At 69.8% G+C, this 22812-nt stretch carries 24 protein-coding genes and 1 pseudogene; 21 read left to right on the forward strand and 4 right to left on the reverse strand.

Annotation, left to right across the window (positions count from 1 at the left end; genetic code table 11):
• Positions 1–209 precede the first annotated feature (209 nt).
• A complete protein-coding gene (locus CGL27_RS29730; RefSeq protein ID WP_346345743.1) occupies positions 210–1037 on the forward strand; it encodes a calcium-binding protein in 828 nt (275 codons plus the stop codon).
• Positions 1038–1176: 139 nt separating this feature from the next.
• On the opposite strand, the gene CGL27_RS29735 is transcribed toward CGL27_RS29730, so the two are convergent.
• Positions 1177–2316 (reverse strand): substrate-binding domain-containing protein, encoded by a 1140-nt coding sequence (locus CGL27_RS29735; RefSeq protein ID WP_119991164.1) that lies wholly within the window; start codon positions 2314–2316, stop codon positions 1177–1179.
• Positions 2317–2809: 493 nt separating this feature from the next.
• Between CGL27_RS29735 and CGL27_RS29740 the strand changes: the two genes are divergently transcribed.
• From CGL27_RS29740 to CGL27_RS29805, 17 genes and pseudogenes are all read left to right on the forward strand, one after another.
• A complete protein-coding gene (locus tag CGL27_RS29740) occupies positions 2810–5437 on the forward strand; it encodes an ATP-binding protein (RefSeq protein ID WP_119991166.1) in 2628 nt (875 codons plus the stop codon).
• Positions 5418–5888 (forward strand): roadblock/LC7 domain-containing protein, encoded by a 471-nt coding sequence (locus tag CGL27_RS29745; protein ID WP_078643202.1) that lies wholly within the window; start codon positions 5418–5420, stop codon positions 5886–5888. The genes CGL27_RS29740 and CGL27_RS29745 overlap by 20 nt, the downstream gene beginning before the upstream one ends.
• Positions 5889–6097: 209 nt before the next feature.
• The gene (locus tag CGL27_RS29750) at positions 6098–6478 is read left to right on the forward strand and encodes a DUF742 domain-containing protein (protein ID WP_240451015.1); all 381 of its coding nucleotides are present in this window, start codon (positions 6098–6100) and stop codon (positions 6476–6478) included.
• Entirely contained in the window at positions 6426–7037 is a 612-nt protein-coding gene (locus CGL27_RS29755; protein WP_119991170.1) for an ATP/GTP-binding protein, read from the forward strand. The genes CGL27_RS29750 and CGL27_RS29755 overlap by 53 nt, the downstream gene beginning before the upstream one ends.
• Before the next feature lie 304 nt (positions 7038–7341).
• Positions 7342–7494 (forward strand): hypothetical protein, encoded by a 153-nt coding sequence (locus CGL27_RS53595; protein WP_346345744.1) that lies wholly within the window; start codon positions 7342–7344, stop codon positions 7492–7494.
• 70 nt (positions 7495–7564) lie between these two features.
• Positions 7565–7882, forward strand: a complete 318-nt coding sequence (locus tag CGL27_RS53600) for a hypothetical protein (RefSeq protein WP_346345745.1) — start codon at positions 7565–7567, stop codon at positions 7880–7882.
• A gap of 9 nt (positions 7883–7891) precedes the next feature.
• The gene (locus CGL27_RS29770; RefSeq protein WP_346345746.1) at positions 7892–8794 is read left to right on the forward strand and encodes a cytochrome P450; all 903 of its coding nucleotides are present in this window, start codon (positions 7892–7894) and stop codon (positions 8792–8794) included.
• Positions 8795–8876: 82 nt separating this feature from the next.
• The gene (locus CGL27_RS29775; RefSeq protein WP_119991172.1) at positions 8877–9809 is read left to right on the forward strand and encodes an alpha/beta hydrolase; all 933 of its coding nucleotides are present in this window, start codon (positions 8877–8879) and stop codon (positions 9807–9809) included.
• Between the two features lie 16 nt (positions 9810–9825).
• Positions 9826–10293 carry an HTH domain-containing protein gene (locus tag CGL27_RS29780; protein WP_240450683.1) on the forward strand — a complete coding sequence of 156 codons (468 nt, stop codon included), beginning with the start codon at positions 9826–9828 and terminating at the stop codon, positions 10291–10293.
• Positions 10294–10350: 57 nt separating this feature from the next.
• Positions 10351–11007 (forward strand): site-specific integrase, encoded by a 657-nt coding sequence (locus CGL27_RS53605; protein ID WP_346345747.1) that lies wholly within the window; start codon positions 10351–10353, stop codon positions 11005–11007.
• Complete coding sequence (locus tag CGL27_RS53610) at positions 11004–11570, forward strand: site-specific integrase (RefSeq protein ID WP_346345748.1); 567 nt, start codon at positions 11004–11006, stop codon at positions 11568–11570. Before CGL27_RS53605 ends, CGL27_RS53610 begins: the two co-directional genes overlap by 4 nt.
• Positions 11560–12522, forward strand: coding sequence for a hypothetical protein (locus CGL27_RS52335; RefSeq protein ID WP_240450684.1), 963 nt, complete (start codon positions 11560–11562; stop codon positions 12520–12522). Before CGL27_RS53610 ends, CGL27_RS52335 begins: the two co-directional genes overlap by 11 nt.
• Before the next feature lie 341 nt (positions 12523–12863).
• Positions 12864–13547: pseudogene (locus tag CGL27_RS52340) on the forward strand (site-specific integrase); the annotation flags it as partial.
• Between the two features lie 322 nt (positions 13548–13869).
• A complete protein-coding gene (locus CGL27_RS52345) occupies positions 13870–14787 on the forward strand; it encodes a site-specific integrase (RefSeq protein WP_240450685.1) in 918 nt (305 codons plus the stop codon).
• A gap of 20 nt (positions 14788–14807) precedes the next feature.
• Complete coding sequence (locus CGL27_RS52350; RefSeq protein WP_240451016.1) at positions 14808–15110, forward strand: tyrosine-type recombinase/integrase; 303 nt, start codon at positions 14808–14810, stop codon at positions 15108–15110.
• A complete protein-coding gene (locus CGL27_RS29800; RefSeq protein WP_119991174.1) occupies positions 15107–17578 on the forward strand; it encodes a site-specific integrase in 2472 nt (823 codons plus the stop codon). Before CGL27_RS52350 ends, CGL27_RS29800 begins: the two co-directional genes overlap by 4 nt.
• Before the next feature lie 706 nt (positions 17579–18284).
• Positions 18285–18515 carry a recombinase gene (locus tag CGL27_RS29805; RefSeq protein ID WP_119991176.1) on the forward strand — a complete coding sequence of 77 codons (231 nt, stop codon included), beginning with the start codon at positions 18285–18287 and terminating at the stop codon, positions 18513–18515.
• Positions 18516–18648: 133 nt separating this feature from the next.
• Here CGL27_RS29805 and CGL27_RS29810 read toward each other — a convergent pair whose 3' ends face one another.
• A complete protein-coding gene (locus CGL27_RS29810; protein ID WP_162953099.1) occupies positions 18649–19191 on the reverse strand; it encodes a hypothetical protein in 543 nt (180 codons plus the stop codon).
• A gap of 84 nt (positions 19192–19275) precedes the next feature.
• Here CGL27_RS29810 and CGL27_RS29815 point away from each other — a divergent pair, with 84 nt between their 5' ends.
• Positions 19276–19584 (forward strand): WYL domain-containing protein, encoded by a 309-nt coding sequence (locus CGL27_RS29815; protein WP_240450686.1) that lies wholly within the window; start codon positions 19276–19278, stop codon positions 19582–19584.
• A gap of 15 nt (positions 19585–19599) precedes the next feature.
• Here CGL27_RS29815 and CGL27_RS29820 read toward each other — a convergent pair.
• Both CGL27_RS29820 and CGL27_RS52355 read right to left on the reverse strand, forming a co-directional pair.
• Positions 19600–20531, reverse strand: a protein-coding gene (locus CGL27_RS29820; RefSeq protein ID WP_240451007.1) for an IS5 family transposase whose coding sequence is annotated in 2 segments (ribosomal slippage) — positions 19600–20112 and positions 20115–20531 — 930 coding nt in all. Because the reading frame shifts where the segments join, the coding sequence is not laid out codon by codon here.
• A gap of 53 nt (positions 20532–20584) precedes the next feature.
• Positions 20585–20764 (reverse strand): hypothetical protein, encoded by a 180-nt coding sequence (locus tag CGL27_RS52355; RefSeq protein ID WP_237299168.1) that lies wholly within the window; start codon positions 20762–20764, stop codon positions 20585–20587.
• 228 nt (positions 20765–20992) lie between these two features.
• On the opposite strand from CGL27_RS52355, the gene CGL27_RS29830 reads away from it, so the two are divergent.
• A complete protein-coding gene (locus CGL27_RS29830) occupies positions 20993–21799 on the forward strand; it encodes a MerR family transcriptional regulator (protein WP_119991179.1) in 807 nt (268 codons plus the stop codon).
• Entirely contained in the window at positions 21796–22803 is a 1008-nt protein-coding gene (locus tag CGL27_RS29835; RefSeq protein WP_119991181.1) for a BtrH N-terminal domain-containing protein, read from the forward strand. Before CGL27_RS29830 ends, CGL27_RS29835 begins: the two co-directional genes overlap by 4 nt.
• Positions 22804–22812 lie beyond the last annotated feature (9 nt).

Genomic DNA, 22812 nt, shown 5'->3' on the forward strand with positions numbered 1-22812 from the left:
CTACCCTTGAAAAAGGGGATGACCTGCGATTGCGGGAAACTAGGGGATTCCCGGTGCAACCGCTTGCCGTCAATCTCGGTCTACCAGGGCGATCGGAAACCCCAAATCGCCGATCACCGGCGCCCGGTGACCGCATCGGCACTTTCTCCGCCGGTTTGATCGGCACTGATTGCATGAAGGGCCACACCCCTATGCGCAGGTACCGGACCATGGCCGCTACGGCCACCCTCGCTCTCGCCCTGGGGGGAGCCGCTCTCGCGGCGCCCGCCGCCCAGGCGGCCGCGACGACCTCGGGCTCCCTCGTCCACGAGGACGGTGAGCTCTGGTACAAGGCCGCCGCGGGACAGCGGAACAACCTGTCGGTCTCCGAGCAGATCGTCAGCCGTGGGGAATTCGAGGACTATTACGTCCTCACCTTCCGCGACAACGGTGACATCACCATCGGCGCGGAAGCGGCGGACTGGGACGAGTGCACCTACCCGACCGCGAGCGACCACACCGTCGCCCAGTGCGCGGTCGAAATCCCGCAGAACTCCGACGACTCGGATGACTACGACGTCGACCTCGGTGACGGCGACGACACCATCAAGCTCGACGCCGACAGCTCGGCCTACGCCGGAATTCACGGTGGTGCCGGCAACGACGTCCTCAAGGGCAACGCGTCGCCGATGTTCTACGGCGACGCCGGCGACGACCAGATCGACGGCGGCGGCGGTGTCATGGGCTTCGGCGCCTACGGCGGCGACGGCGACGACACCATCACCAACTGCGTGCAGGAATGCCACGGTGACGCCGGCAACGACACCATCACCGGCGGCTCCGAGGACAACGTCCTGCGCGGCGGCACCGGCAAGGACATCCTGCGTGGCGGCAAGGGCGCCGACGCCATCTACGGCGACCAGGACGACGACACGCTGTACGGCGAGGACGGCGACGACACGATCTACGGCAACAGCGGCAACGACGTGCTGTGGGGCGGCAAGGGCAACGACACCCTCTCCGGTGGCCCGGGCAGCAACGAGGTTCACCAGGACTAGGTCCACCAGGACCAGGTCCATCTGACGGCAGGGCCTCCCGAGCGGCTCGGGGCCGCGCACCCGCACCGCGGGCTACCGCGCACACCCGCACCGAGCCACCGGAGGCCCTGCCGTCGCGTTTGCCGCCCGGCCGCGCCGCCTACTTGCCCCAGATCTTGCGGTAGGCCTGCCGATAGCCCTCGGAGTCCCAGGACAGCGCCCCGCCGCTGTTGGCGGCGGTGGTGATGTGCACCGGGGGGACGTATCCGCTGGCGGGCTTGTCCGCGAAGGCCCGGTTGAACTCGTCGACGATCTGCCAGCCCTGTTCGGTGAGGGGCTCGGGCACCGTGGCGGCCTGGAACCGCTCGCCGTTGACGCGCTGGAAGGCCGACGGATCGCCGTCCCCCGCGCCGATGTTGAACGGGGCGCCCGCCCCGTCCTTGCCCGCGGCGCGCAGGGCGGCGGCGGTGTGGCGGAAGTACAGGTCGTTGATGGCGGCCGAGTAGGTCCACTTGTCCCCGTAGCGGGAGAGCAGGGAGCGGACTTCCCCGATGGCGCGCTTGTTGACCTCGGGTATCGGCATGTTCTGGTAGCTCAGCAGCTTGACGTCGGAGCAGGTGGCCAGCTCCTTCTTGATCAGGTCCGACTTGTGCTTGGCGAAGGGGACCGTGGCGTCGGTGAAGAGCACCACCCCCGCACGGCCGCCCGAGCGGGCGATGATCCAGTCGGCGCTGATCTTCGCGACGTCCTCGACCCGGGTGGTCACGTTGCTGAACAGCTCGGGGTCCCCGTCGGGGCCGGGGGTCGGGGCGGCGTGCCAGCCGACCACCGGAATGCCCGCCGCCTTGGCCTGCTTGATCTCGTCGGCGACGCTGCCGGTGTCGAAACCGGCGATGGCGATGCCGTCCGGCTTCAGCGCCAGAGCCTTCTTGAAGGCGGAGCGGTAACCGGCGGGCGTGCCCTGCCCGTTGAGGGTGCGGGCGCTCCACCGCAGGAGGGTGGCGGCTTCCTGGACGCCCTGGGCGACTCCGGCGGCACCGGGGTTGGAGAGGTCATGGGCGATGAAGACGACGCTCTTGCCGTGACCGGCCGCCTCGGGCCCGGTGGTGGGGCCCTTCCATGGGGCGTCGGCGGCCTCCGCCTTCTTGACGGCTTGTTTGGCTCTGGTGAGGGCGGTCGGGCAGCCGGGCTCGGCGGAGCTCCGGTGGGACGAGGTGGAGGCGGCGCCGGGCTCGCAGCCGGCGGTGGCCACGGCCAGCAGCGCGATGGCCGTCAGGGCCGCCTTGCGGGTGGGGTGCACGGGTCTCCTCGCAGGGCACGGAGGGTACGGAGAGTACGGCCGGGGGTTGGCCGGGGGTTGGCCGGGGGTGGGCCGAGGACTGGGAGGAGACAGGTTACGGGTGGCGGCGCCGCGCGGGGCAGCCCCCTTCGGCACCTGTGGCCACCCTCGAGCACAGTCGTGAACAAGCCAGGTCGTGCGGCGCCCTCGGCCGCCACTCTATGGGCACCGCGCGGACACCTTCCGGACTCCGGTGGGGCGTCCGGCGGGGTGCGGGGCGATGCGGAGATGACCTGAACTCAGCAATCCGTGGAATTTACGTAGTCCTTGAGAGGGCATGCCTTGCGCGTGTGCACGCAGGCGGTAGTGTTCACGCCCGGTCAGGAATGTGGCGCAATCCCGTCGATCGCATTCCGGCCGGAAACGCCGTCGCCGACGTCCCGCTCCCCGGTGTCGGCCATGGCGGCCACAACACCTCGGTCACCGCTCAGGAGCACATCGAAGGAGGACCTGGGTGTCTGTGGACACGGCGGACCCGCCACTCGAACAGGAGCCGTCCGGGCACGCGCCACAGCGTCCGCGGTCCCGTCGCAGGACGGAAGCCCCCGGTGCGCTCCTGGACCGCTGGCCGTTCCGGCGGAAGCTCAACGTCCTGGTGATCGTGCCCCTGGCGGTCGTCGGCGTGCTCCTCGGCCTCGCCGTGAACGGCGAGGTGCAGCAGGCCCGCGACGCCGACCGGATCGCCGAGCGGGTGCGCGACACCGGCCAGGTCGCCCGGCTGATCAACGAGATACAGGCCGAGCACCGCGAGGCGCTCCTGCTCTCCGTCGAACAGGAGTCGCTCCACTCCGGCGACACTCTCCCCTCGACCGCCGCCTACCGCCGGGCGCAGCGGGCCACCGATGAGCAGGCCGCCACCGTGCGGTCCGCGTTCGGAGCGGACCTGCCGAAGGACGAGGCGCAGGCCCTCGACCACGTGGAGCGCCTGAGCGTGCTGCGGGACAAGGTCGAACGGGGCTCGGTGCCCGCCGCCGGTATCGACCCCGCGTACGCCGCCGCCGTCGGCTATCTCATCGACGGCACCGGACTCGACCACTTCTCCGACAGCTCCTCTTCCTCCGTCATCGAGCTGGTCGACGCCGTGCTGCGGGCCGACGCCGCCCACGCGGCCTTCGAGGGCGGGGTGTTCTCCGCCCAGACCCGGGACGCCAACGGCCTCACCGAGTACACCCGCGCGGTCGGCGCCCACCGGGTCTACGAGGAGCAGTCGGAACGTTTCTCCAGAATCGCCGACCCCGACCAGGTCCTGCGCCTCGACGGCATCGAGCGGAACTCCGAGGCGAACGGCATCGAGGACCGGTTCGCGGAGCTCCAGATCGACCCCAGCTCCCTGCAGGGCCAGTCGCCGCGGCAGTTGCGCACCGAGATGGCCGCGGGCACGCGGCAGGCCGAGGCCCGCCTCGAGATCGCCCGCTCGCTGATCGGTCAGATCGCCGACCGCGCCGCCGGCCTCTCCCGGGACGCCCTGTACAAGGCGCTGGCGCTGCTCGCCCTCGCCCTCCTCGGCTTCGCCGCCTGGCTGACCTTCTCCTTCCTGGTCCGGCGCTCCGTCGTACGCCCCCTCGCGGCCCTCACCGGCGCCGCCCACCAGGTGGTCGAGGTGGCGGGCGAGGAACTCGCCAAGGTCGAGGACGAGGACGACGACGCGACCGACAGCACCCCGCTGCGGCCCCGCCCGATCCCCGTCCCGGTGCGCGACGAGATCGGCGACCTGGCCGAGGCGTTCAACCAGGTGCAGGTCACCGCCGCGGCGCTGCTGGAGCGGCAGGTGCTCAGCCGCCGCAACGTCGGCGAGATGTTCGGCAACGTCGGCCGCCGGGTCAGCAACCTCACCACCCGCCAGCTCAGCCTGATCGACGCCGTCGAACGCCAGGAGACCGCCCCCGACATCCTGGAGCGGCTCTACCGCATCGACCACATCGCCGTACGCCTCCAGCGCAACGCCGACAGCCTGATGCTGCTCGCCGGAATCCGGGAGACCGAACTCGACGCCCGGCCGACCACCCTGGCCGATGTCATCCGGGCGGCGCTCGGCCAGATCGAGGGGTACCAGCGGGTGTCCCTGCGGTCCGAGACCGAGGTCACCGTCGCACCCGACATCAGCGGCGACCTCACGCTGATGCTCGCCGAACTGCTGGAGAACGCGGTCGCGTTCTCCCCGTCCGACACCTCCGTCGAGGTCGTCGTCCGGCCCGGCACCGACGTCAGCGCGGACGGCGGGGCGCTGATCGAGGTCATCGACCACGGCCTCGGCATGGCCGCGGACCGCCTCGACGAGGAGAACGCCCGCCTGGTGCGCCGCGAGCGGCTCGACCTCGTACCGACCAAGGTGCTCGGCCTCTTCGTGGTCGGCAGCCTGGCCCGCCGCTGGGGCATCCGGGTCACCCTGAGCCGTACGCCGGGCGGCGGGGTCACCGGCAGCGTCTGGGTTCCGTCCGCGCTGCTGGTGGCGCGGGGGCCGGAGTTGGTTACGGGGTCGGCACCTGGGCCGGGGTCGGGGTCGGCGGGGGCCGGGCGGGAGCCCGAAGCCGCGCCGGCCGCCACGCCTCCGGCCGTACGGGCCTCCGCCACGCCTGCGCCCGAGCGGCGCCCGGCGGCGCCCGCGACGGAGTCCGGTCTGCCACGGCGCGTCCCGGCGGCGTCCCGTACGAACGCGGAGTCGGCTCGCCCCGCGCAGGAGACAACGAAGGCGGTGAACGAGCCGAACGAGCCGAATGCCGCGAACGAGCCGTCCACCGGGAAGGAGCCGTCCACCGGGAAGGAGCGGTCCGCCGCGGACGAGCCGAACGCCACTCCGGCCGCCTCCGCCTCCGCTTCCGCCCCCGCCCCCGCGTCCCGCCCGCTGCGCCGCCGCGTCCGGGGCGCGACGCTCGACAAGACCACCCCACCGGCCGACCGGGCGATCCCGGCCGCGCGCCGGCCCGCCGACGCCGACGCGGTCCGTTCCGAACTCGACGAGTTCGAGGCCGCCGTACGCAGGGCGGAGCAGGACAGCGCCGCCGCCGGCTCCCAGGCCGAAGCCACACCATCGACACATCAGCGCCCCCGGAAGGAGTCGGGAAGTGACCACGCCGACAGATAAGAGCGGTTCCGCTGAGCGGGAGACCACCGATCTGCGAGCCGCCGCGGCCGACTTCACCTGGCTGCTCGACCGGTTCGCAACCGAGACCGCCGGTGTCGTCGACGCCATCGCGGTGTCCTCCGACGGCCTGCTGATCGCCGTATCCCAACTGCGGGAACAGGCCGACTCCGAGCGGCTCGCCGCGATCGTCTCCGGTGTCACCAGCCTCGCCGCCGGTGCCTCCGGCAACTACGGCCTCGGCGACCTCAACAAGGTCATCATCGATCTGGAGGGCGGCCATGTGCTGGTGTCGTCCATCGGCTGCGGTGCCGTGCTGGGCGTGGTGACCACGAAGGAGGCGAAGCTGGGGAACATCGCGTACGAGATGACCCTCTTCGCCAACCGGGCCGGGGCCGCGCTCACCCCGCAGCTCGTCATGGAGCTGAAGAAGAGCGCCGGGTCCGTCGGCTGACGGATCGCGCGGCGCACGGAGGAGGAGGGGGCGAGATGGTCGCCGGTGAACCGGTACCGCACGACGCGGCCGCGCATGAGGCGGCAGCCCACGAGGCGGAGGACAGCGCACGGGACGCCCCGGAGCCGACGGAGTCCGAGGAGCCGACGGAACCTGTCGAACCGACGGAACCCGTCGAGCCGACCGAGTCCGTAGGCCCGGCCGAGCCCATTGGCCGAGCCTCCGCGATCCGGCCGTTCCTGCTGACCGCCGGTCGGGTGGCCGGGAGCGGCACCGGGCCGCCGCTCCCCGTCGAGACCCAGATCGTGGCGACGCCGGACGGGCTGTCCGCCCTGCGGTCGCTCACCTTCGAACGCCGCGACATCGTCGCCGCCTGCCGGCGGCCCCAGTCGGTGGCGGAGCTGGCCGCCCGGCTGCATCTGCATCTCAACGTGGTCCGGGTCCTCGCGGAGGACCTGCGCGCCGCAGGACATCTGGCGGTCCACGTCCCGAATGCCGGGACCGTCCACGACATCTCCGTACTGCGAAGGGTTATCGATGGTCTCCGTGCCGTCCCCGACTCACGGGGCTCACTCCGCGACAGCAGTTGAACCGCCACTGCCGGTCAAGCTGGTCATCGCCGGTGGCTTCGGGGTCGGCAAGACCACGGCCGTGGGGGCGATCTCCGAGATCCGGCCGCTGACCACGGAGGCGCTGATCACGGAGGTCGCGGCGGGCGTGGACGACCTCACGCACACCCCCGGCAAGACCACCACCACGGTCGCCCTGGACTTCGGCGTCATCACCATCGACCCGAAGCTGAAGCTCTACCTGTTCGGCACGCCGGGCCAGGAACGTTTCGGTTTCATGTGGGACGACGTGGTCGAGGGCGCCCTCGGCGGTCTGGTGATCGTGGACACCCGCCGCCTGGACGACTGTTACGCGGCGGTGGACTACTTCGAGCACAAGGACGTCCCGTTCGCCGTCGCCATCAACGCCTTCGACGGCGAGGTCCAGCACGATATGGACGAGGTCCGCTGGGCCCTGGACATCTCCGAGCACGTCCCCCTGATCGTCTTCGACGCCCGCGAGACGCGCTCGGTCCGCGACGCCCTCCTGGTCGTCCTCGACGTGGCCCTCTCCCGCGCCCAAGCCGCCAACCCGGCCTGAGGGCAGCCGGACCGTTCAGCCCTCAGCGTCCTCGGCCGACCTCTCCTCGCCCCCGTTCGGCCGTGGTCGCAGATGGGTGCGACGCCCATCCTGGTCCAGGATGCCCAGGATCTCCGCCGGTCCTTCGTGTGCCCCGCGGAGTGGAGGACCGGGTGCGCACCGTCCCGGCGGATCTGGACGCCGCATGGCCGGACTTCGGCGCCGTGAACCTGGTGTGGGCGTCGGCGTCCCTCCACCACCTGACCGACCCCGACCGCGGATTTTGCCGGAGCCCACCGCCCGCTACGCCCAGGCTTCCCTTCGAATGCGGCGCTCCCGCATCGCCGGAAAGCTCAGCTCCGACGACCTGGCCACGCTCGACCACCTCGTCGACAGCGACGGCCCCGACGGCGTCGTACGGCGCGCGGACCTCACCGTCCGCGCCGAGCGCACGCTATGGGCGGCGCGCCGCCCGTGACCCGCTTTGACTTCTCCCATGAGGGGTGAGTAACTGTTCGCCGCACGTCGTACGTCTCTGGAGGCGCTCCATGGCCGAAGCGGAAGTGGCAGGCGAGACGAAAGCGGAGGGCGGCCCGACAGCGGAAGGCGGAGCGGAAGCACGCTGCCCCCTGGGCGACTTCCCGTTCGTATCGGAGCACCCCCTGGAGCCCCCGAAGGAGTGGGCGGCGCTGCGGGCGGAGGGCTGCCCGGTGCCGGAGCTGACGCTGCGGTCGAGCGGGGAGCCGGTGCGAGTGCTGACGCGGTACGCGGATGTGCACACGATGCTCTCCGATCCGCGCTTCCCACGGGATGTGAGCGAGGCGGGCCCGGACGGAACCGGTACAGGCGAACGGCACCAGCGCTAGCGGCGGTTGGTGGGGCAGACGCTCACCGCCAAGCGGGTCACCGCGCTCCGCCCCCGGATCGTCGCCATCGCGCATGCCCTGGTGGACACCATGGCGGCCGGGCCGAAGCCCGCGGACCTCTGGGCGGGTTTCGCCTATCCGTTTCCGGCGCGGGTCGTCGGCGCCCTGCTGGGCGTCCCGGAGCAGGACTGGGACCGCTTCGCGTACTGGTCCGGCGCCCTGTTCGGCCGGGACCGTTACGGCGAGCGGGAGACCCGCACCGCCCGCGAGGAACTCCTGACGTATCTACGCGAGCACATCGCCCGGAAGCGGCGCGAACCGGGTGACGACCTGCTCAGCAAGCTGATCGAGATCACCGACGCCGCCGACCGCCGGCTGCCCGAGGCGGTCTTCGTTCAGATCATGCAGGGGCTGATGCACGCCGGGCACGAGACGACGTCCAGCGTGCTCGGGAAGCTGTTCCCGGTCCTGCTCGACGACCGTTCCCGCTGGCAGCGCCTGCTGGACGACCGCTCGCTGATCCGCTCGGCCGTCGAGGAACTGCTGCGCTTCGACGTCAACCGGGGCCCGGGCATGCCGCGTTACCTCACCGAGGACCTGGAACTGGGCGGCGAGGTGATCCCGAAGGGCAGTACTACCCTGTCGGTCGTCGCCTCCGCCAACCGCGACGAGCGGATGTTCGCCGACCCGGACCAACTGGACCTGACCCGTTCCCCCAACCGCCACCTCGCCTTCGGCGCCGGCGCCCACTCCTGCATCGGCCAGGCCCTGGCCCGTACCGAACTCCAAGTCGCCCTGGAAACCCTGCTGGAGCGCCTGCCCGGTCTCGATCTGGCGGTCCCGTCATCCGAACTGGCGCGCCGCGAGGGAGTCCTCACGGACAGCTTCGAGCAGGTCCCCGTGGTGTGGTAGCGAGCAGCGCGCCAGGGTCGTGACGCAGCTCACAAAGAAAGGGTGACAGGGGGATGTCGCGGGCGGCTGCGACTGTCTGCGCATGACGATCACAGATGAGGACTGCCTCGCCGAGACCCTTGCCTTCAACGAGCAGTTCGAGGCTGCCGCGGCGAACCGTCCGGCCCGTGGACCGGCCCCGAGCGCGGCCACGCTGGCGCTCCTGCGGCGCAACCGGCTCGGCGGCGACACCCCGCCGGTGAGACTGCCGCACGCCCAAGACCGCGTCGTCGAGGGCGGGGTGAAGCTCCGGACGTTCGTACCGGACCGCGTCGATGGCGTGTACCTGCACATCCACGGAGGCGGCTGGGCATTCGGCTCGTCGGACGGACAGGATGAACGGCTCTGGCGGCTTGCCGTGCAGGCACGGCTAGCCGTGGTGAGCGTGGAGTACCGCCTGGCGCCGGAACACCCGTTCCCCGCCGGGCCCGACGACTGCGAAGCGGCCGCCCGGTGGCTGGTGGAACACGCCGCGACCGAGTTCGGCACCGAACGGCTGCTGATCGGTGGCGAATCGGCCGGTGCCCACCTGAGTGTCATGACGCTGCTACGCCTACGCGACCGGCACGGCATCACCGGCGCGTTCCGGGCGGCCCACCTGCTCTTCGGCCTTTACGACCTGTCGATGACACCGAGCCAGCGGTCATTCGGCCCCAGACCGCTGCTGATCAACACCGATTCACTTCGCGGCATCTACGAGCTCTTCACTCCGGGGATGGACGCGGAGCAGCGCCGCGACCCCGAGCTCTCACCCCTGTTCGCGAACCTGGCCGGTTTGCCGCCCGCCCGCATCGTCGTCGGCACCGAGGATCCGCTGCTGGACGACTCCCTGTTCCTGGCCGGGCGCTGGCAGGCGGCAGGCGCGCCCGTGCAACTCGGCGTCGTCGCCGGCGCGATGCACGGCTTCACCCTCTTCCCGCTGACCGTCACCGAGCGGGAACAGCGGCGCGAGCGGGACTTCCTGGCCACCGCGTGACGGTAGCGTCGGCCTCATGAACCGCACGGCCCGGCTCTACGCGCTGGTGGAGGAGTTGCGCGCGGCCGCGCCGCGACCGCTGACGGTCGCGGCGCTCGCCGCGCGATTCGAGATCAGCACCCGCACGGTGCAGCGCGACCTTCAGGCTCTGATGCAGACGGGTGTCCCGGTGCGCACCGCACCCGGACGGGGCGGGGGCTGGTCGATCGCCCCGGAGATGACCCTGCCCCCGATCCACTTCACCACCGATGAAGCCTCGGCACTGACCGCCGCGCTCGCCACGGCCGACGCCGCCACCCCCTACGCCAGCGCGGCCCGCACCGCGGCCCAGAAGATCGCGGCCTCGATGACCGGCCCCGCCTCGACGGCGGCCCGGACGCTCGCCGCACGCATCGTCACGCTGCCGACGCGATCCGACTCCGAGGTCCGCACCGCGGTGGAACAGGCCCTCACCAACAACCTGGCGCTGCGACTGGTCTGTTAACTGCACCAAGCTGGTGATCCGCTGGTGTTCCGGCTGATGGGTGCCGAGGATCTCGGCATGTCCTCGTTTCATGGAATGTCCTCCGTACATCGGGATCTGATGGATGGCTGCGGCCGGTTGCCGTCGGTCGGTGTGGTGGTGAAGGGGGAGAGACCTTCGCTGCCGTGGTTCGTGGTCGATGCGGCCGGCCGGGAGATCGAGCCGGTGAGCCGTTACCTGCGGGATCTGGCGCTCGGTGACGCGAGCGCGCTGACGTGCCGCAGCTACGGGTACGACCTGCTGCGCTGGTTCCGGGTGCTGTGGGCGGTGGACGTCGGCTGGGAACAGGCGACCGAGGCGGAGACGACCGCGATGGTTGGCTGGCTGCGGACGGCACCGAATCCGCAGCGGCGCCGCTCGCGGCCGGACTCGATGCCCGCGGGCGTGGTCAATCCGAAGACGGGCAAGGCCACGCTGCTGGATGGGTACGCGCCGCGGACGATCGCGCACGCGTTGACCGTGGTGCACGGCTTCTACGCCTTCCACCAGCACTACGGCCGGGGGCCGGTGGTCAACCCGGTGCCAGAGAGCCGGGACCGCCGGGCCCGGCTGGCTCACCGCTCCCCGCTGGAGACGCCGGCCCCTACCAGGCGGGCCCGGCTGCGGCCGAAGGTGCGGGAGCGCCAGCCCCGGCGATTCCCGATCGGCTGTGGGACGAGCTGTTCGCGCAGATGAAATGCGATCGGGACCGTGCCCTGCTGGCCTGCTACGTCAGCTCCGGCGCCCGCGCCAGCGAACTTCTCGGGGTGCGCTTGGAGGACGTGGACTGGTCGGCCGGCCGCTTGTGGGTGATCACCAAGGGCACCGGCCAGCGGGACCCGGTGCCCGCGTCCCCGCAGGCGTTCGCCTACACGGCTGCCTACCTGGACCAGGCCGGGCTGCCCGAGCCGGGCGGGCCGCTCTGGCGGACCCGCCGGGGTGATCCCCGACAGCTGACCTACTGGGCGATGCGCCGCGTGCTCCAGCGGGCGAACGCCGTGCTCGGCACGAACTACACGCTGCACGACACCCGGCACACGGCGGCCACACGGATGGCGCGCGATCCCTCGCTGACGCTGGTGGAGGTGCAGACGATCCTGCGGCACGCGCATCTCAGCACCACCGCCCGCTACACCGCGGTCGGCCTGGAGGACCTGATGGACAAGCTCGCCGAGCACTACCAGCGTCCCCGCCAGGAAATCCGCTGGTCGCAGACCTACGATCCGGCCGACGTCGAGGCGGTGTTCGGTGCCCGGTAGTACCGCTGGCTACAACGCACGGGCGATGGGCCCGACGACCGGACGCATCCAGCGCAACCCCCTGCGGGAGGCGCCGGCGGACCGGGTGAACACCAAGGTCATCCAGCCCGCGCCGCCGCCCGCGCCGGAGAACCCGCCCCGGCCGGCCGGTGACCTCTCCCGGGCCTCGCTGACCAAGGTGGCCGACGCTGTAGTGACGGCCTGGGACGACGAGGGCCTTGAGCGGCGCCGGCTGCGCCGCCTCAGCACGGTGACGATCCTCGAACACCTCCAGCGGTTCCCCGGCACGACCTGGCAGCAGCGATGGGTGGCGGCCGGGCTGGACGAGTACGGCACGAATCCCGGCGACCTGGGCGGCGAGGACAAGAAGCTGCGGAAGCTGTTCATCTCGGGCACCCGGCAATTGTTCTGCCTGCGGGTGATCCGTCCGAGCCTGGACGCCTTCCGCGGTCACACCTATCCGAACTACGCGCTCGACTTCCGCCTGGTGGCCAAGGACCCGCTGCTGGACAAGTTCCACACCGCGGTCGAAGCCTCCGATGCGACCCCGGCGGCCCGGCGCACCGCGCTGTTCGACGTCGCCTGCGCCCTGACCGTGTTCGGGATCTCCCTGGCCGACCTGACGCCGGAGGTGCTGCTGCACTACTCGCTGGAGTCGCGGCGCAAGCAGCTCACCCGCGGGGCCACCAAGCGCGGCCAGGAGTACAACTACGCGGCGATCGCGGCCTGGCACATCCTCTACGAGTCGGGCCACTTCCCGCCGTCGGCGCCGCACGTGCTGCGGGCCGCCCTCGTCGGCGGGCAGAAGAGCGTCGAAGAACTCGTCGACCGGCAGCAGCTGCGCAACACCAACGTGCGCAACCTGCTGGTGGACTACCTTCGCCGCCGCGCCGCCGACCTGGACCACTCCTCGCTGCGGCAGCTGGCCCGGGTCCTGCCCGGCACGTTCTGAGCAACGTCGAGAAGGTCAACCCCGACCAGGCCGACCTGCGGCTGAGCGAGGAGACCTACCAGCAGTGGAAGGAGACCATCTCCGTCCTGCCCGGCGGGCGGCCCCGCCTTGACATGGACGGCGTGCTGCTCAAGGTCCGCACCTTCTACCTGGACTTGCAGAGCTGGGCGGTCGCCGAACCCGAGCGCTGGGCGGCGTGGTCGGTGCCCTGCCCCGTCCGGGACGCCGAACTGCGCTGGTTCAACGTCCGCCGTCGCGAGATCCACGCACGGATGGCCGAACGCACCCGCGGCCGCCAGCCCCTGCTGCCGCTGCTGGTCGACCACGTCACCAACCGGTGGATGCGGCTGCGCGAGATCCTCGCCGCCGCCCAGGCCGTCGAACCCGGTGAGCGGTTCACCGCCGCCGGCGCACAGTGGCAGCGCAGCGCCAGCGAGTACGACCTGAAGCGGGCCAAGACGGAGAAGTCCTTCCCCGTCCGGGCGGTCAACCGGGACACCGGCGAGCTGGTCGCCGTCTCCCGGGACGAGACCGCGGCCTTCTGGGACTGGGCCGTCGTCGAGGTGCTCCGGCACGCTGGCCTGCGGATCGAGGAGCTGACCGAGCTGACCCACCTGAGCGTCCGCAACTACCAGCGTCCCAACGGCGAGGTCGTCGCGCTCCTGGTCGTCACTCCCTCCAAGACGGACCGCGAGCGGGTGATCCCGATGTCCGCCGAGCTGTTCCACGTCATCGCTCAGGTCATCCGCCGGCACCGCGGCACCTACGGAACGGTGCCGATCGCGACCCGGTACGACGTCCACGAGAAGGTGTGGTGCCCGTCCCTGCCCTACCTGTTCCAGACCCAGACCGGCCTGGAACGCCAGGCGATGAGCAACACCACCATCTGGCGCCGCCTGCGCAAGTGCTGCACCGAGCTGGCCAAGACCCACCCCGAGTTCGTCGGGACGGCGTTCTCCGCCCACGACTTCCGCAGGATCTTCGCCACCGACCTGGTCAACTCCGGGCTGCCCATCCACATCGGTGCCGCCCTGCTCGGCCACCTGAACATCCAGACCACTCGCGGCTACGTCGCGGTCTTCGACGACGACATCGTGCGGCACTACCAGCAGTTCCTCGACCAGCGCCGTCAGCTGCGGCCGGAGGAGGAATACCGGGACCCCACTTCGGAGGAGTGGTCGGAGTTCCAGGAGCACTTCGACAAGCGGAAGGTTGAGCTGGGCTCCTGCGGACGTCCATACGGAACGCCGTGCGCGCATGAGCACGCCCCGTTGACTGAACGAATCCTGGAGATTGCCCAGTTCAGTGGGCGGATGGAGTCATCGGGCACTACGTTCACCGGTCGTGATGAACGATGCTCCCCGACGAGATTTGGTGGCCCTGGTGGTTCCCCGGTGGGGTCGGCTGCTGGAGACCGGCGACCGGTACGAGCCCTACCGGCTGATCGATCCCGACGGAGCGGCCGTCGAGGCGGTCGCCGTCTACTTCCAGGAGTTGCTGGCGGCCGGAAAAGCGCCGTCAACGGTTCGCTCCTACGGGATGGATCTGTTGCGGTGGTGGCGGTTCCTGCAGGCCGTGGACGTTCCCTGGGACCGGGCGACCCGTCGGGAGGCCCGGGACTTCAGCTGCTGGATCCAAGAGACCGTCAAACCCAGGAAGGTCAAGGCCCAGGGCCCGCGAGTGGTACGGGGAGCCGGTGCCGCGAACCCGGTGACCGGGAAGCCGTCGACCGGATCCGGATACGCTCCAGCCACCGTCGTGCACAGCGAGACGGTCCTGCGCCGGTTCTACGATGTGCACCGCGATGCGGGGACCGGCCCGCTGCTCAACCCGTTCCCGCTGGATCTGTCCCGCCGCTCTGGGCGGGCTCACGCGCACCACAATCCGATGGACGGCTGGAGGCCCGAGCGGGTGGGCCGCTACCGGCCGAGCCTGCCGCGGCGGATCCCGCGCTCGATTCCGGAAGCATGGTTCAACAAGCTGTTCGAGGTACTGCCCTCCAACCGCGACCGGGCCTTGGTCGCCTTCTGGATCTCCACCGGGGTGCGGGCTTCGGAACTGATCGGCATGCGTCAGCGCGATGTCGACCCCGGCCAGCAGTTGATCAGCGTGGTGCGCAAGGGCTCGCGGGCGGTCCAGCAGGTGCCGGCATCGGCGGACGCATTCGTATGGCTGCGCCTCTACCAGCAGGAGGTGCAAGGCCAGATTGCGCGAGGTCGCACCCAGCCGGTGTGGTGGACACGGCGGACCCGATCCGACCCCTGACCTACCACGGTGCCCACCGGATGTTCGAGCGCGTCAACGCCTCGCTCGGCGCCGACTGGACCCTTCATGACCTGCGGCACAGCGCGGCCGCCCGCATGGTGCGCGACCCGAAGCTGACGCTGTCCGACGTGCAGTGGGTGCTCGGACACGCTCACCTGTCCGCCACGGAGGTATATCTGACGCCGCACAAGGACGAGGTCGTGGCCGGCGTGCTGGCGCACCACGCACGCAAGGCCCGCGAGAACATCCAGCCGGCGCCTCCGCCGCCGGCACCGGGCTACGACCCGACGTCGCTGGACGTCCTGTTCGGGCGCTCGTCATGACGGCCATTGTCAAGCACGCGACGCGCAAGACGTTGGAGGTCACGAACGCGACCGCGGAGCAGGCCCAGGCGCGGAACAGCCGGCTGCGGGAGCAGTTCCCGGCCCGGACTGCGGAACGGTGGTGGTCCCAGACCGCGCAGTCGTCTGAGGAGACGCTGCGACGCCTGACGGCGCCACCGTTCCTCCCTGCGGCGAACGGCACCCGAGCCGGACGCCGCCGTGGGGTGACCAAGCTGCTGCACTGGCTGTCGAGCCAGCCCGGGGATACGTGGCAGCAGCGCTGGATGGCTACGGGGGCCGAGGACTTGTGCGGAGCCGCCTGGGTGGAGCTCCCACAGCGGTGGCTGAGCGAGCGCGGGCCCTCACCGTCGCATGACCGGGAAGACCTGGCCTCCGGGCTGCTCATGCTGATCTGCGGAGACGTCATCCGTCCTGCTCTGCCGTGGATGCTCACCCGCACGCACCGGTATCTGGCCTCTGTGATGGCCCAGGTCCGAGACCCGGACGGATTCGCGCGCCTGCACCAGCTGGCCGCCGCCGGGCCAGCGAGCTCGCGCAAGGATGCGCAGATCGCCGCGACGCGGATCGCCACCCTGCTGGCCTGCAAGGGCGGACGGATCGGCGACATCACCGTCGGCGACTGCGTGGAGCTCGTCGATACCCAGCGCCGGGTGCACGCTCGCGGCGGGCAGAAGAAGGTCGACTTCTACCTGCGGCTGCGGGCCATGGGCATCTTCCCCGAGGATGCCCCAGCCACGATTCGTGCCTTCGGGCTCGCCCTGGGCCAGTTGAGCATCGAAGAGTTGGTGGACCGCTACCGGATCCGATCCCAACCGGTACGCGACGTGATCGTGGACTATCTGCGCGAGCGCCAACCATCGCTGGACTTTGCCAGCCTGGACGCGATCTCGCGCACGCTCGCGGGCCTGTTCTGGGCCCGGATCGAAGTTCTGGCACCGGGAATCGACTCACTGCGGCTGCCCCCGGCGGTGGCTCGCGCCTGGAAGGACGACCTGAAGGTCAAGAAGCGCACCGTCGTCGGCCCCGACGGCAAGAGCGTCGAGGTCACCAGCCCGCGGCTCAACGCCAAGGACGAACTCATGCGCGTCCGGGCGTTCTACCTCGACATCGCGCAATGGGCGGCCGAGGAACCGGCACGCTGGGGGCCATGGGCCGTGCCCTGTCCGATCAGCGACGACGAGATCCACAAGGCAAAGGAACGCAAGAGACGCAAAGCCCGGATGGATCAGCGCACCCGCGAGCGGCTGCCCGTCCTCCCCATCCTGGTCAGCACCACCGACCGGCGGCGCCGCGAAGCCGCCGGCCTGCTCCAGGCGGCGGGAGACACCGAGCCCGGAGAACTGATCCCAGGCACCGGCGGAGCCCTGCGCAGAGCCATCGCTCCGAAGGCCGCAGGTCACCTCACGTGGGCCGAGGAGACCTCCAGCGGGCGCCGGCGGAACCTGTCCTATGAAGAAGAGGAAGCGTTCTGGGCGTTCGCCGCGATCGAGGTCCTGCGTCTGACCGGCGTTCGCAACGAGGAACTACTGGAACTCACGCACCACAGCATCACCCAGTACCGGCTCCCGTCCACCGGTGAGGTCGTCCCGCTGCTGCGGATCGCTCGCTCCAAGACCGACACCGAGCGACTCCTGCTGGTTAGCCCGGAACTCGCCGACGTCCTCAGCGCCATCATCAGTCGACTGCGCGGCCCCGGCGGGATGGTTCCGCTGGTGGCCGCCTATGACGTCCGCGAGAAGGTCTGGAACCCGCCGATGCCGCTGCTGTTCCAGCGCGGCATCGGCTCCGAGCACCGCGCTTTCACACCGACCGCGATCCGCAAGCTGCTGATCAATGCACTGGCCGCGACCGGGCTGACCAACGCCGAAGGTGAGGCACTGTCCTTCTCTCCCCACGACTTTCGAAGGATCTTCGTCACCGACGCCATCATGAACGGACTGCCCCCGCACATTGCTCAGGTCATCTGCGGTCACAAGAACATCGACACCACGATCGGATACAAGGCGGTCTACCCTGCCGAGACGATCGAAGCTCACCGGGCGTTCATCGCCCGCCGACGGGCCTCCCGCCCCGGCGAGGAGTACCGGATCCCGACAGAGGAGGAGTGGGACGCCTTCCTCGCCCACTTCGAGAAGCGGAAGGTGTCCATCGGCACCTGCGCACGCGCCTTCGGATCCCCCTGCATCCATGAGCACGCTTGTGTCAGATGCTCGCTCCTCCGGCCTGATCCAGCCCAACGGTCACGGCTGACCGACATCCGCGACAACCTGATCGCCCGGATCGACGAGGCCGAGCGCGAGGGCTGGCTCGGGGAGGTCGAAGGACTCAAGGTCAGCCTGGCCGGCGCTGAAGAGAAACTGGCCCAGATCGACCGTCTCCCCACAAGCCGCAGCGTCGTCGATCTCGGCCTCCCCACCATCACCGACACCGGAGGGCTGGCTCGGTGAGATCGAAGGACTCAAGGTCAGTCTCGGGGACGCCGAGAGCAAGCTCACAGTCTGATGGTCGGCCGGGCGGCCCCGCATCGCCTACGCGGCGCCGCCACGGCCTTCATGATCAGTCCCGGAACAGGTTACTAAAGAGCTCCTTCACCGACTCCCGAGCAGTGCCCTCAGCGGCCCCCCTGGCGATGGAGTTCCGAAGATCCGGGCTTTCGGCAGCGCGGGAAATGTCAGCGGGAGCAGTTGTGTCGTTGCCAGACAGTTCGGCGCTGCGGTCGCTCGCCTGGCCCTGAGCCTGGCGCCTACGGCCGATCCTCCAAAAACGGAGCATTACTCTTCCCCTCGAATCGAGAACGAGGGGTGGGAGAAGGGCGCGCTACTACAGCCCTCCCAGCGGGCACGCGTGATCCCTTCCCGCACCCAGGGCACGGGAAGGAGCTCCTAACTGGACTGAGCAGCCGACAGGGAGGGACCAGGGCGGACGACATGATGTCCCCGGGCCGGAAGCCGTCGACCGGACACCCAGGCGGTCAGCAGCGCCAGGATGAATCGAATCGCTGAAGTCAGCCCGCGCAGCAGCAGAACAAGCGGGGCCTTAGCCCCACGGGGTGCTCGCTTCGAGGTCAACTCCATGACCCAATCATGCCCCATGACCGACCCCTCCCTGATCGCCAGAAGCGCCTAGTTCAGAGAAGCCTGCATCAGATGCCCCATGCTTTCGATCAACCCGACGATGCTGCCCCGGCTGGACGAGCTGGAGGACGACCTGGTTGCCCGCCGCCAGCACGCGATCGCCCAGGGCTGGAAGGGCGAGGTCGAAGGCATCGAGCTGACCCTGACGTTCCTGCGCTCCAAGCGGGCCCAGGTCAACCGGTCGCAGCAGCTGCCGCCAGTGGACCTGGGCATCCCTGCTATCCCTCATAGCCGCCTCGCACCAGAGTGATCAGCAGCGCGGACACCAGGACGGCGGTCCGGTGCAGAGCCTGGTCGGTTAACTGACCGAGATCAGTCCCGGCGGCTGAATCGGCGATGGCGATTAGGGGTCATGCGGGCGTGGAGCGGGCCTGCAGGGCGGTTCACAGCAGCTGCCTGGAGATCTGCTCGATCCGCTCGAGTAGCTTTACGTTGAGTGCCGCTCGTAGTTCCCTGATCCGATCAATTTGCCCTGAGGAGTCAGGAACGCCTTGTTCGGTACGGGAGCCTGCGACAATCCGCTCGCGGAGCCTGCGTGAAAGGTCCTGTAGCTCGTCGAAGATCTCCGCAGACAGACGCTCCAACTCTGGGTCAGTCGTCGGCAGCGACATTCTGGTATAGCCAGCGAAGGCCGACTTGAAGCTGGCCTTCGTGTTTTCGTCGTCGAATCGGGTGAGGTCAAGGTCAAGCCCGCCTTGGAGACTTTGGTGAGCACGGAGGAGGACTTGCAGCCAGGCCCAACCTGTGGTGCGCAGGTGGGTCAGCGTCCTGATCTCTTCGCGGAGCAAGCTCTCCTGGAGAGAACGCTCTTCTTGCCGGGCTTGATCCCGTCGCTGACGCGCCGGCACGTAAACAGCGACTACGGCTCCGATCACGGCGCCGCCCAGCCCGGTAACCAGCGGGACCACAGCTGAGGCATCTGTCATGGCATGGCCTTACCCCCCACAGAGCACCTCACCACATCTCACCGATCACCGACTCGGTGTGCGGCACGGAGGAGAGGTCCGAACATGGCGGAGGGTCCCGAAGAGCGCTTTGGTGCAGAGAAGTCCTACACCGACGCGGCAGGACACGAAAGCAACCGCATCGTGGAACCGGCCGGACTGCTCACCGCCGACGGCCGCTGGTACCTCATCGCCTGGTGCCGCACCCGCCGCGCGGGCCGAGGCTTCCGCCTGGACCGGATCACAGCGGCGACTCCCACCGACGAGCAGGCACACCCCCACAACCTGACCCAACTACTCCTCGGCTCAACCGCCGCCGACGCGGTACGGCCCACCGCCCTGGCCCCACTCACACCCGCCCGGCCACGGCACTAGGACTTGTCCGGTCGATCATGTTCTGAGCCAGATGGCGAGTGCTGCTGCGGTGGCTGTGCCGAGGAAGACGTAGCCGCGCTTGTCGTATCTGGTGGCCACGGCCCGGTGCTGCTTGAGTCGGTTGATGGCTCGTTCGATGGTGTTGCGTTTCTTGTACCGCTCTCCATCGAAGCCGGGTGGCCGTCCGCCGCGTGAGCCTTTGCGCAGGCGGGCGGCCTGGGTGTCAGCCTTCTCCGGGATGGTGTGCCGGATTCCCCGGCGTCGCAGGTACTTGCGGATGGGTCCGTTGCTATAGGCCTTGTCCGCGGCGAGGCTGTCAGGCCCCTTGCGGGGCCTGCCCGGGCCGAGCTTAGGAACGCGGATCTTGTCCAGCACCTTCGTGAACTGGGTGCAGTCCGCCCGCTGGCCTGGTGTGACGATGAGGGACAGCGGGCGGCACCGGCCGTCGGCGCTCAGGTGGAGTTTGCTGGTGAACCCGCCCCGCGAGCGGCCCAGGCCCTCACTTCCTGCACCACCTCCACCAGGCGGGCATGCAGGCTCTGCCACGCTGTTTCGCCCTGGTGTTCTGCTTGCTCGGCCCCCTTTGATGCCGGGATCGGCGGCGGATCGGTCCGGGCGCCGGCCGCGTGCTGATGAGCGCGAACAATGGTGGAGTCCACCGAGATGTCCCAGTCGATCTCACCCGCCGCGTCAGCCGCAGCCTGGACCTGCTGCAGCAGACGTTCCCACGTCCCGTCCGCCGACCACAGCCGGTGCCGTTCATAGACCGTCTTCCACGGCCCGAACCGTTCCGGCAGGTCACGCCACTGCACACCAGTCCGCACCCGGTGCAGAATCCCGTCGATCACCTGCCTGTGATCCCTCCACCGGCCACAACGCCTATTGCTGACCGGCAGGAACGGCCGCAGCCGTTCCCACTCAGCATCGCTCAAGTCACCCCGCCCCATGTCCACATCAACGACCCGGACGGCGAGTAGTCACATGATCGGCCGGACAAGTCCTAGCCGCCAAAGCTCCAGAGGAGAGCAGTGGTGCCGACGAACCCCGCCACACCGAGGGCCGTCCCGGCGACGGCGGCCCACAGTCGCCCGACGCCGCGGCGGGCGTGGTGGATGCCCATGGCGCCGAGGACAATGGCGAGCGCTCCGCCGATGGTCGTCCACGGAAAAGTGACAAACACGAGCGCAGGCACCCAAACGCCGACAGAGAAGACACCGAGAACAACGGCGGTGGGCCCCAACGCAACGGCAGGCGAATCACTCCGGCCGACCCCACCCCCGGACCCGGACACGCTCGACTCGGACATGACCCGCACCTCCGTGGGACGAATTCCCGTTCCGCACTGATCGTACCGACGGGGCGCGACAGCCCTGGACTCTCCCACCGTCGGAGAGTCCACCATGGCGGCATGCACGAAGGACTCCTCACCATCGGGCGCTTCGCCCGCCTGTGCCGGCTCAGCATCAAGCAGCTACGGCACTACGACGAGACGGGGCTCTTGGCTCCGGTCCGCGTGGACGCCAATTCCGGCTACCGCTATTACGCGCCTGAACAGGCACGTGATGCCCTGACCGTTGCCCTGCTCCGCGAAATGGATCTCCCCCTGGCGGTGATCGCCCGGGCGCTGGCCGCCGAGCCTGAATCCAGGGCCCAGATCCTGCGCGCCGAACGGGACCGGCTGGCCGAGCGGATCAGCAGGGATCAGGCACGGCTGGAGATGCTGGAGCGGCTGGCGGAGGGCGGCCTGCCCGGCTATGAGGTGACGATGGGCAGAGAGCCGGAGCGACGGCTGGCGGTGGTGCGGGCGGTCTGCGCCTTCGAGGAGATCGGCGAGACGTTCGGGGCATGCGTGGGCGGGCTGTTGCCCGTGCTCGGCAAGGAGGGAATCGCATGGGAGCCGCCGCTGTGGGGGCTGTATCCGCTGGATCTGGAAGAGCGGATGGAGATCGCCGTCGGAGCGCGGACCTCGCAGGGGGAGGGGACGCCCGGCCTGGAGTTCCAGACGCTGCCGGGCGGACCCGTCGCCGCGACCGTGCACATCGGGCCCTATGCCCAGCTGCCCCTGGCCTACAACGCTCTCTTCGCCGCTGTCCACGAACGCGGGCTGCGTCCGCAAGCGCCGGTACGTGAGGTCTATCTGGTCGGGCCGGCCGAGGCACCGCAGGAGGAATGGACGACCCGGCTGATCATCCCCGTCCAGGAAAGCACGTCATGACCACGGTGATTGACCTTGAGGCCCGCGGTACACAGCACTGCGAGACCTCGGCTCTGGGGGTGCTGCTGCGGCACCAGGGACTCGATCTCTCCGAGCCCATGCTCTTCGGCCTCGGCTCCGGCCTGTCCTTCATCTACTGGGACAGCAAGAGCATGGGCTTCCCCTTCCTCGGGGGACGGGTCAAGCCCTTCGAGCTGACCAGGAACCTGGCCACCGCACTCGGGCTGGACCTCCTGGTCCAGGAGACCACCTCCCCCCGCCGGGCATGGGAGAACGTGGCGGCCCACATCGAGGCCGGCCGCCCCGTCGGCCTGCAGCTCGACAGCTACCACCTGGACTACTTCGGATCGAAGGTGCACTTCGGCGGTCATGTCGTCGCCATGTACGGCTATGACGACCACGACGCCTGTCTGGTGGACACCGACCAGCAAGGCGGAACGGTATCCACCAGCCTGACCAGCCTCGCCCGGGCCAGGGCCGCGCGCGGCCCGATGACCGCCAAGCACCGGTCCTTCACCCTCACCGCCCCGAGCAACCTGCCCTCCCCACAGGGCCACATCATTCCCGCCATCACCGCCTGCGCCGACGCCTTCCTCAACCCGCCCATCGCCAACCTCGGCCACCGAGGCATCGAAAAGGCCGGCAAGCAGGTACGCACATGGCTCCAGCGAACCGACAACCCGCAGCGGGACCTACCGCAGGCCGCCCTCCTGATGGAGCGGGCCGGTACCGGCGGCGCCCTGTTCCGCAACCTCTACCGCGACTTCCTCGCCGAATGCGCCCAACTGCTCGACAGCGACCACCTGCGCACCGGTCACGGGCTGTACACCGAGGCAGCCACCCTATGGACGGAGGCCGCCGCACTCATCACCCGCGCCGGTGCATCAGGCGATACGCAGTGCCTCGTCCGGGCCGGCGCCATCCTCCATGATCTTTCCCGCATAGAGCACGCGGCGATGCGAGCGCTGAGCCGCCTGGCAACCTTTGGTGGCTCCCGTGCCTGATCAACCTCT

Source organism: Streptomyces sp. 11-1-2, assembly GCF_003595545.1.
In the GTDB taxonomy this organism is placed as follows: Bacteria; Actinomycetota; Actinomycetes; order Streptomycetales; family Streptomycetaceae; genus Streptomyces; species Streptomyces hygroscopicus_B.

Coding starts and splice junctions, on each gene's coding strand:
- CGL27_RS29780 (WP_240450683.1), top strand. CDS start 9,826: ATGAACCGCACGGCCCGGCTCTACGCGCTGGTGGAGGAGTTGCGCGCG.
- CGL27_RS53605 (WP_346345747.1), top strand. CDS start 10,351: ATGTCCTCGTTTCATGGAATGTCCTCCGTACATCGGGATCTGATGGAT.
- CGL27_RS29835 (WP_119991181.1), top strand. CDS start 21,796: ATGACCACGGTGATTGACCTTGAGGCCCGCGGTACACAGCACTGCGAG.
- CGL27_RS29800 (WP_119991174.1), top strand. CDS start 15,107: ATGACGGCCATTGTCAAGCACGCGACGCGCAAGACGTTGGAGGTCACG.
- CGL27_RS29755 (WP_119991170.1), top strand. CDS start 6,426: ATGGTCTCCGTGCCGTCCCCGACTCACGGGGCTCACTCCGCGACAGCA.
- CGL27_RS29730 (WP_346345743.1), top strand. CDS start 210: ATGGCCGCTACGGCCACCCTCGCTCTCGCCCTGGGGGGAGCCGCTCTC.
- CGL27_RS52345 (WP_240450685.1), top strand. CDS start 13,870: ATGAACGATGCTCCCCGACGAGATTTGGTGGCCCTGGTGGTTCCCCGG.
- CGL27_RS52350 (WP_240451016.1), top strand. CDS start 14,808: ATGTTCGAGCGCGTCAACGCCTCGCTCGGCGCCGACTGGACCCTTCAT.
- CGL27_RS53595 (WP_346345744.1), top strand. CDS start 7,342: ATGCGGCGCTCCCGCATCGCCGGAAAGCTCAGCTCCGACGACCTGGCC.
- CGL27_RS29830 (WP_119991179.1), top strand. CDS start 20,993: ATGCACGAAGGACTCCTCACCATCGGGCGCTTCGCCCGCCTGTGCCGG.
- CGL27_RS29805 (WP_119991176.1), top strand. CDS start 18,285: ATGCTTTCGATCAACCCGACGATGCTGCCCCGGCTGGACGAGCTGGAG.
- CGL27_RS29810 (WP_162953099.1), bottom strand. CDS start 19,191: ATGACAGATGCCTCAGCTGTGGTCCCGCTGGTTACCGGGCTGGGCGGC.
- CGL27_RS53600 (WP_346345745.1), top strand. CDS start 7,565: ATGGCCGAAGCGGAAGTGGCAGGCGAGACGAAAGCGGAGGGCGGCCCG.
- CGL27_RS29775 (WP_119991172.1), top strand. CDS start 8,877: ATGACGATCACAGATGAGGACTGCCTCGCCGAGACCCTTGCCTTCAAC.
- CGL27_RS53610 (WP_346345748.1), top strand. CDS start 11,004: ATGAAATGCGATCGGGACCGTGCCCTGCTGGCCTGCTACGTCAGCTCC.
- CGL27_RS29815 (WP_240450686.1), top strand. CDS start 19,276: ATGGCGGAGGGTCCCGAAGAGCGCTTTGGTGCAGAGAAGTCCTACACC.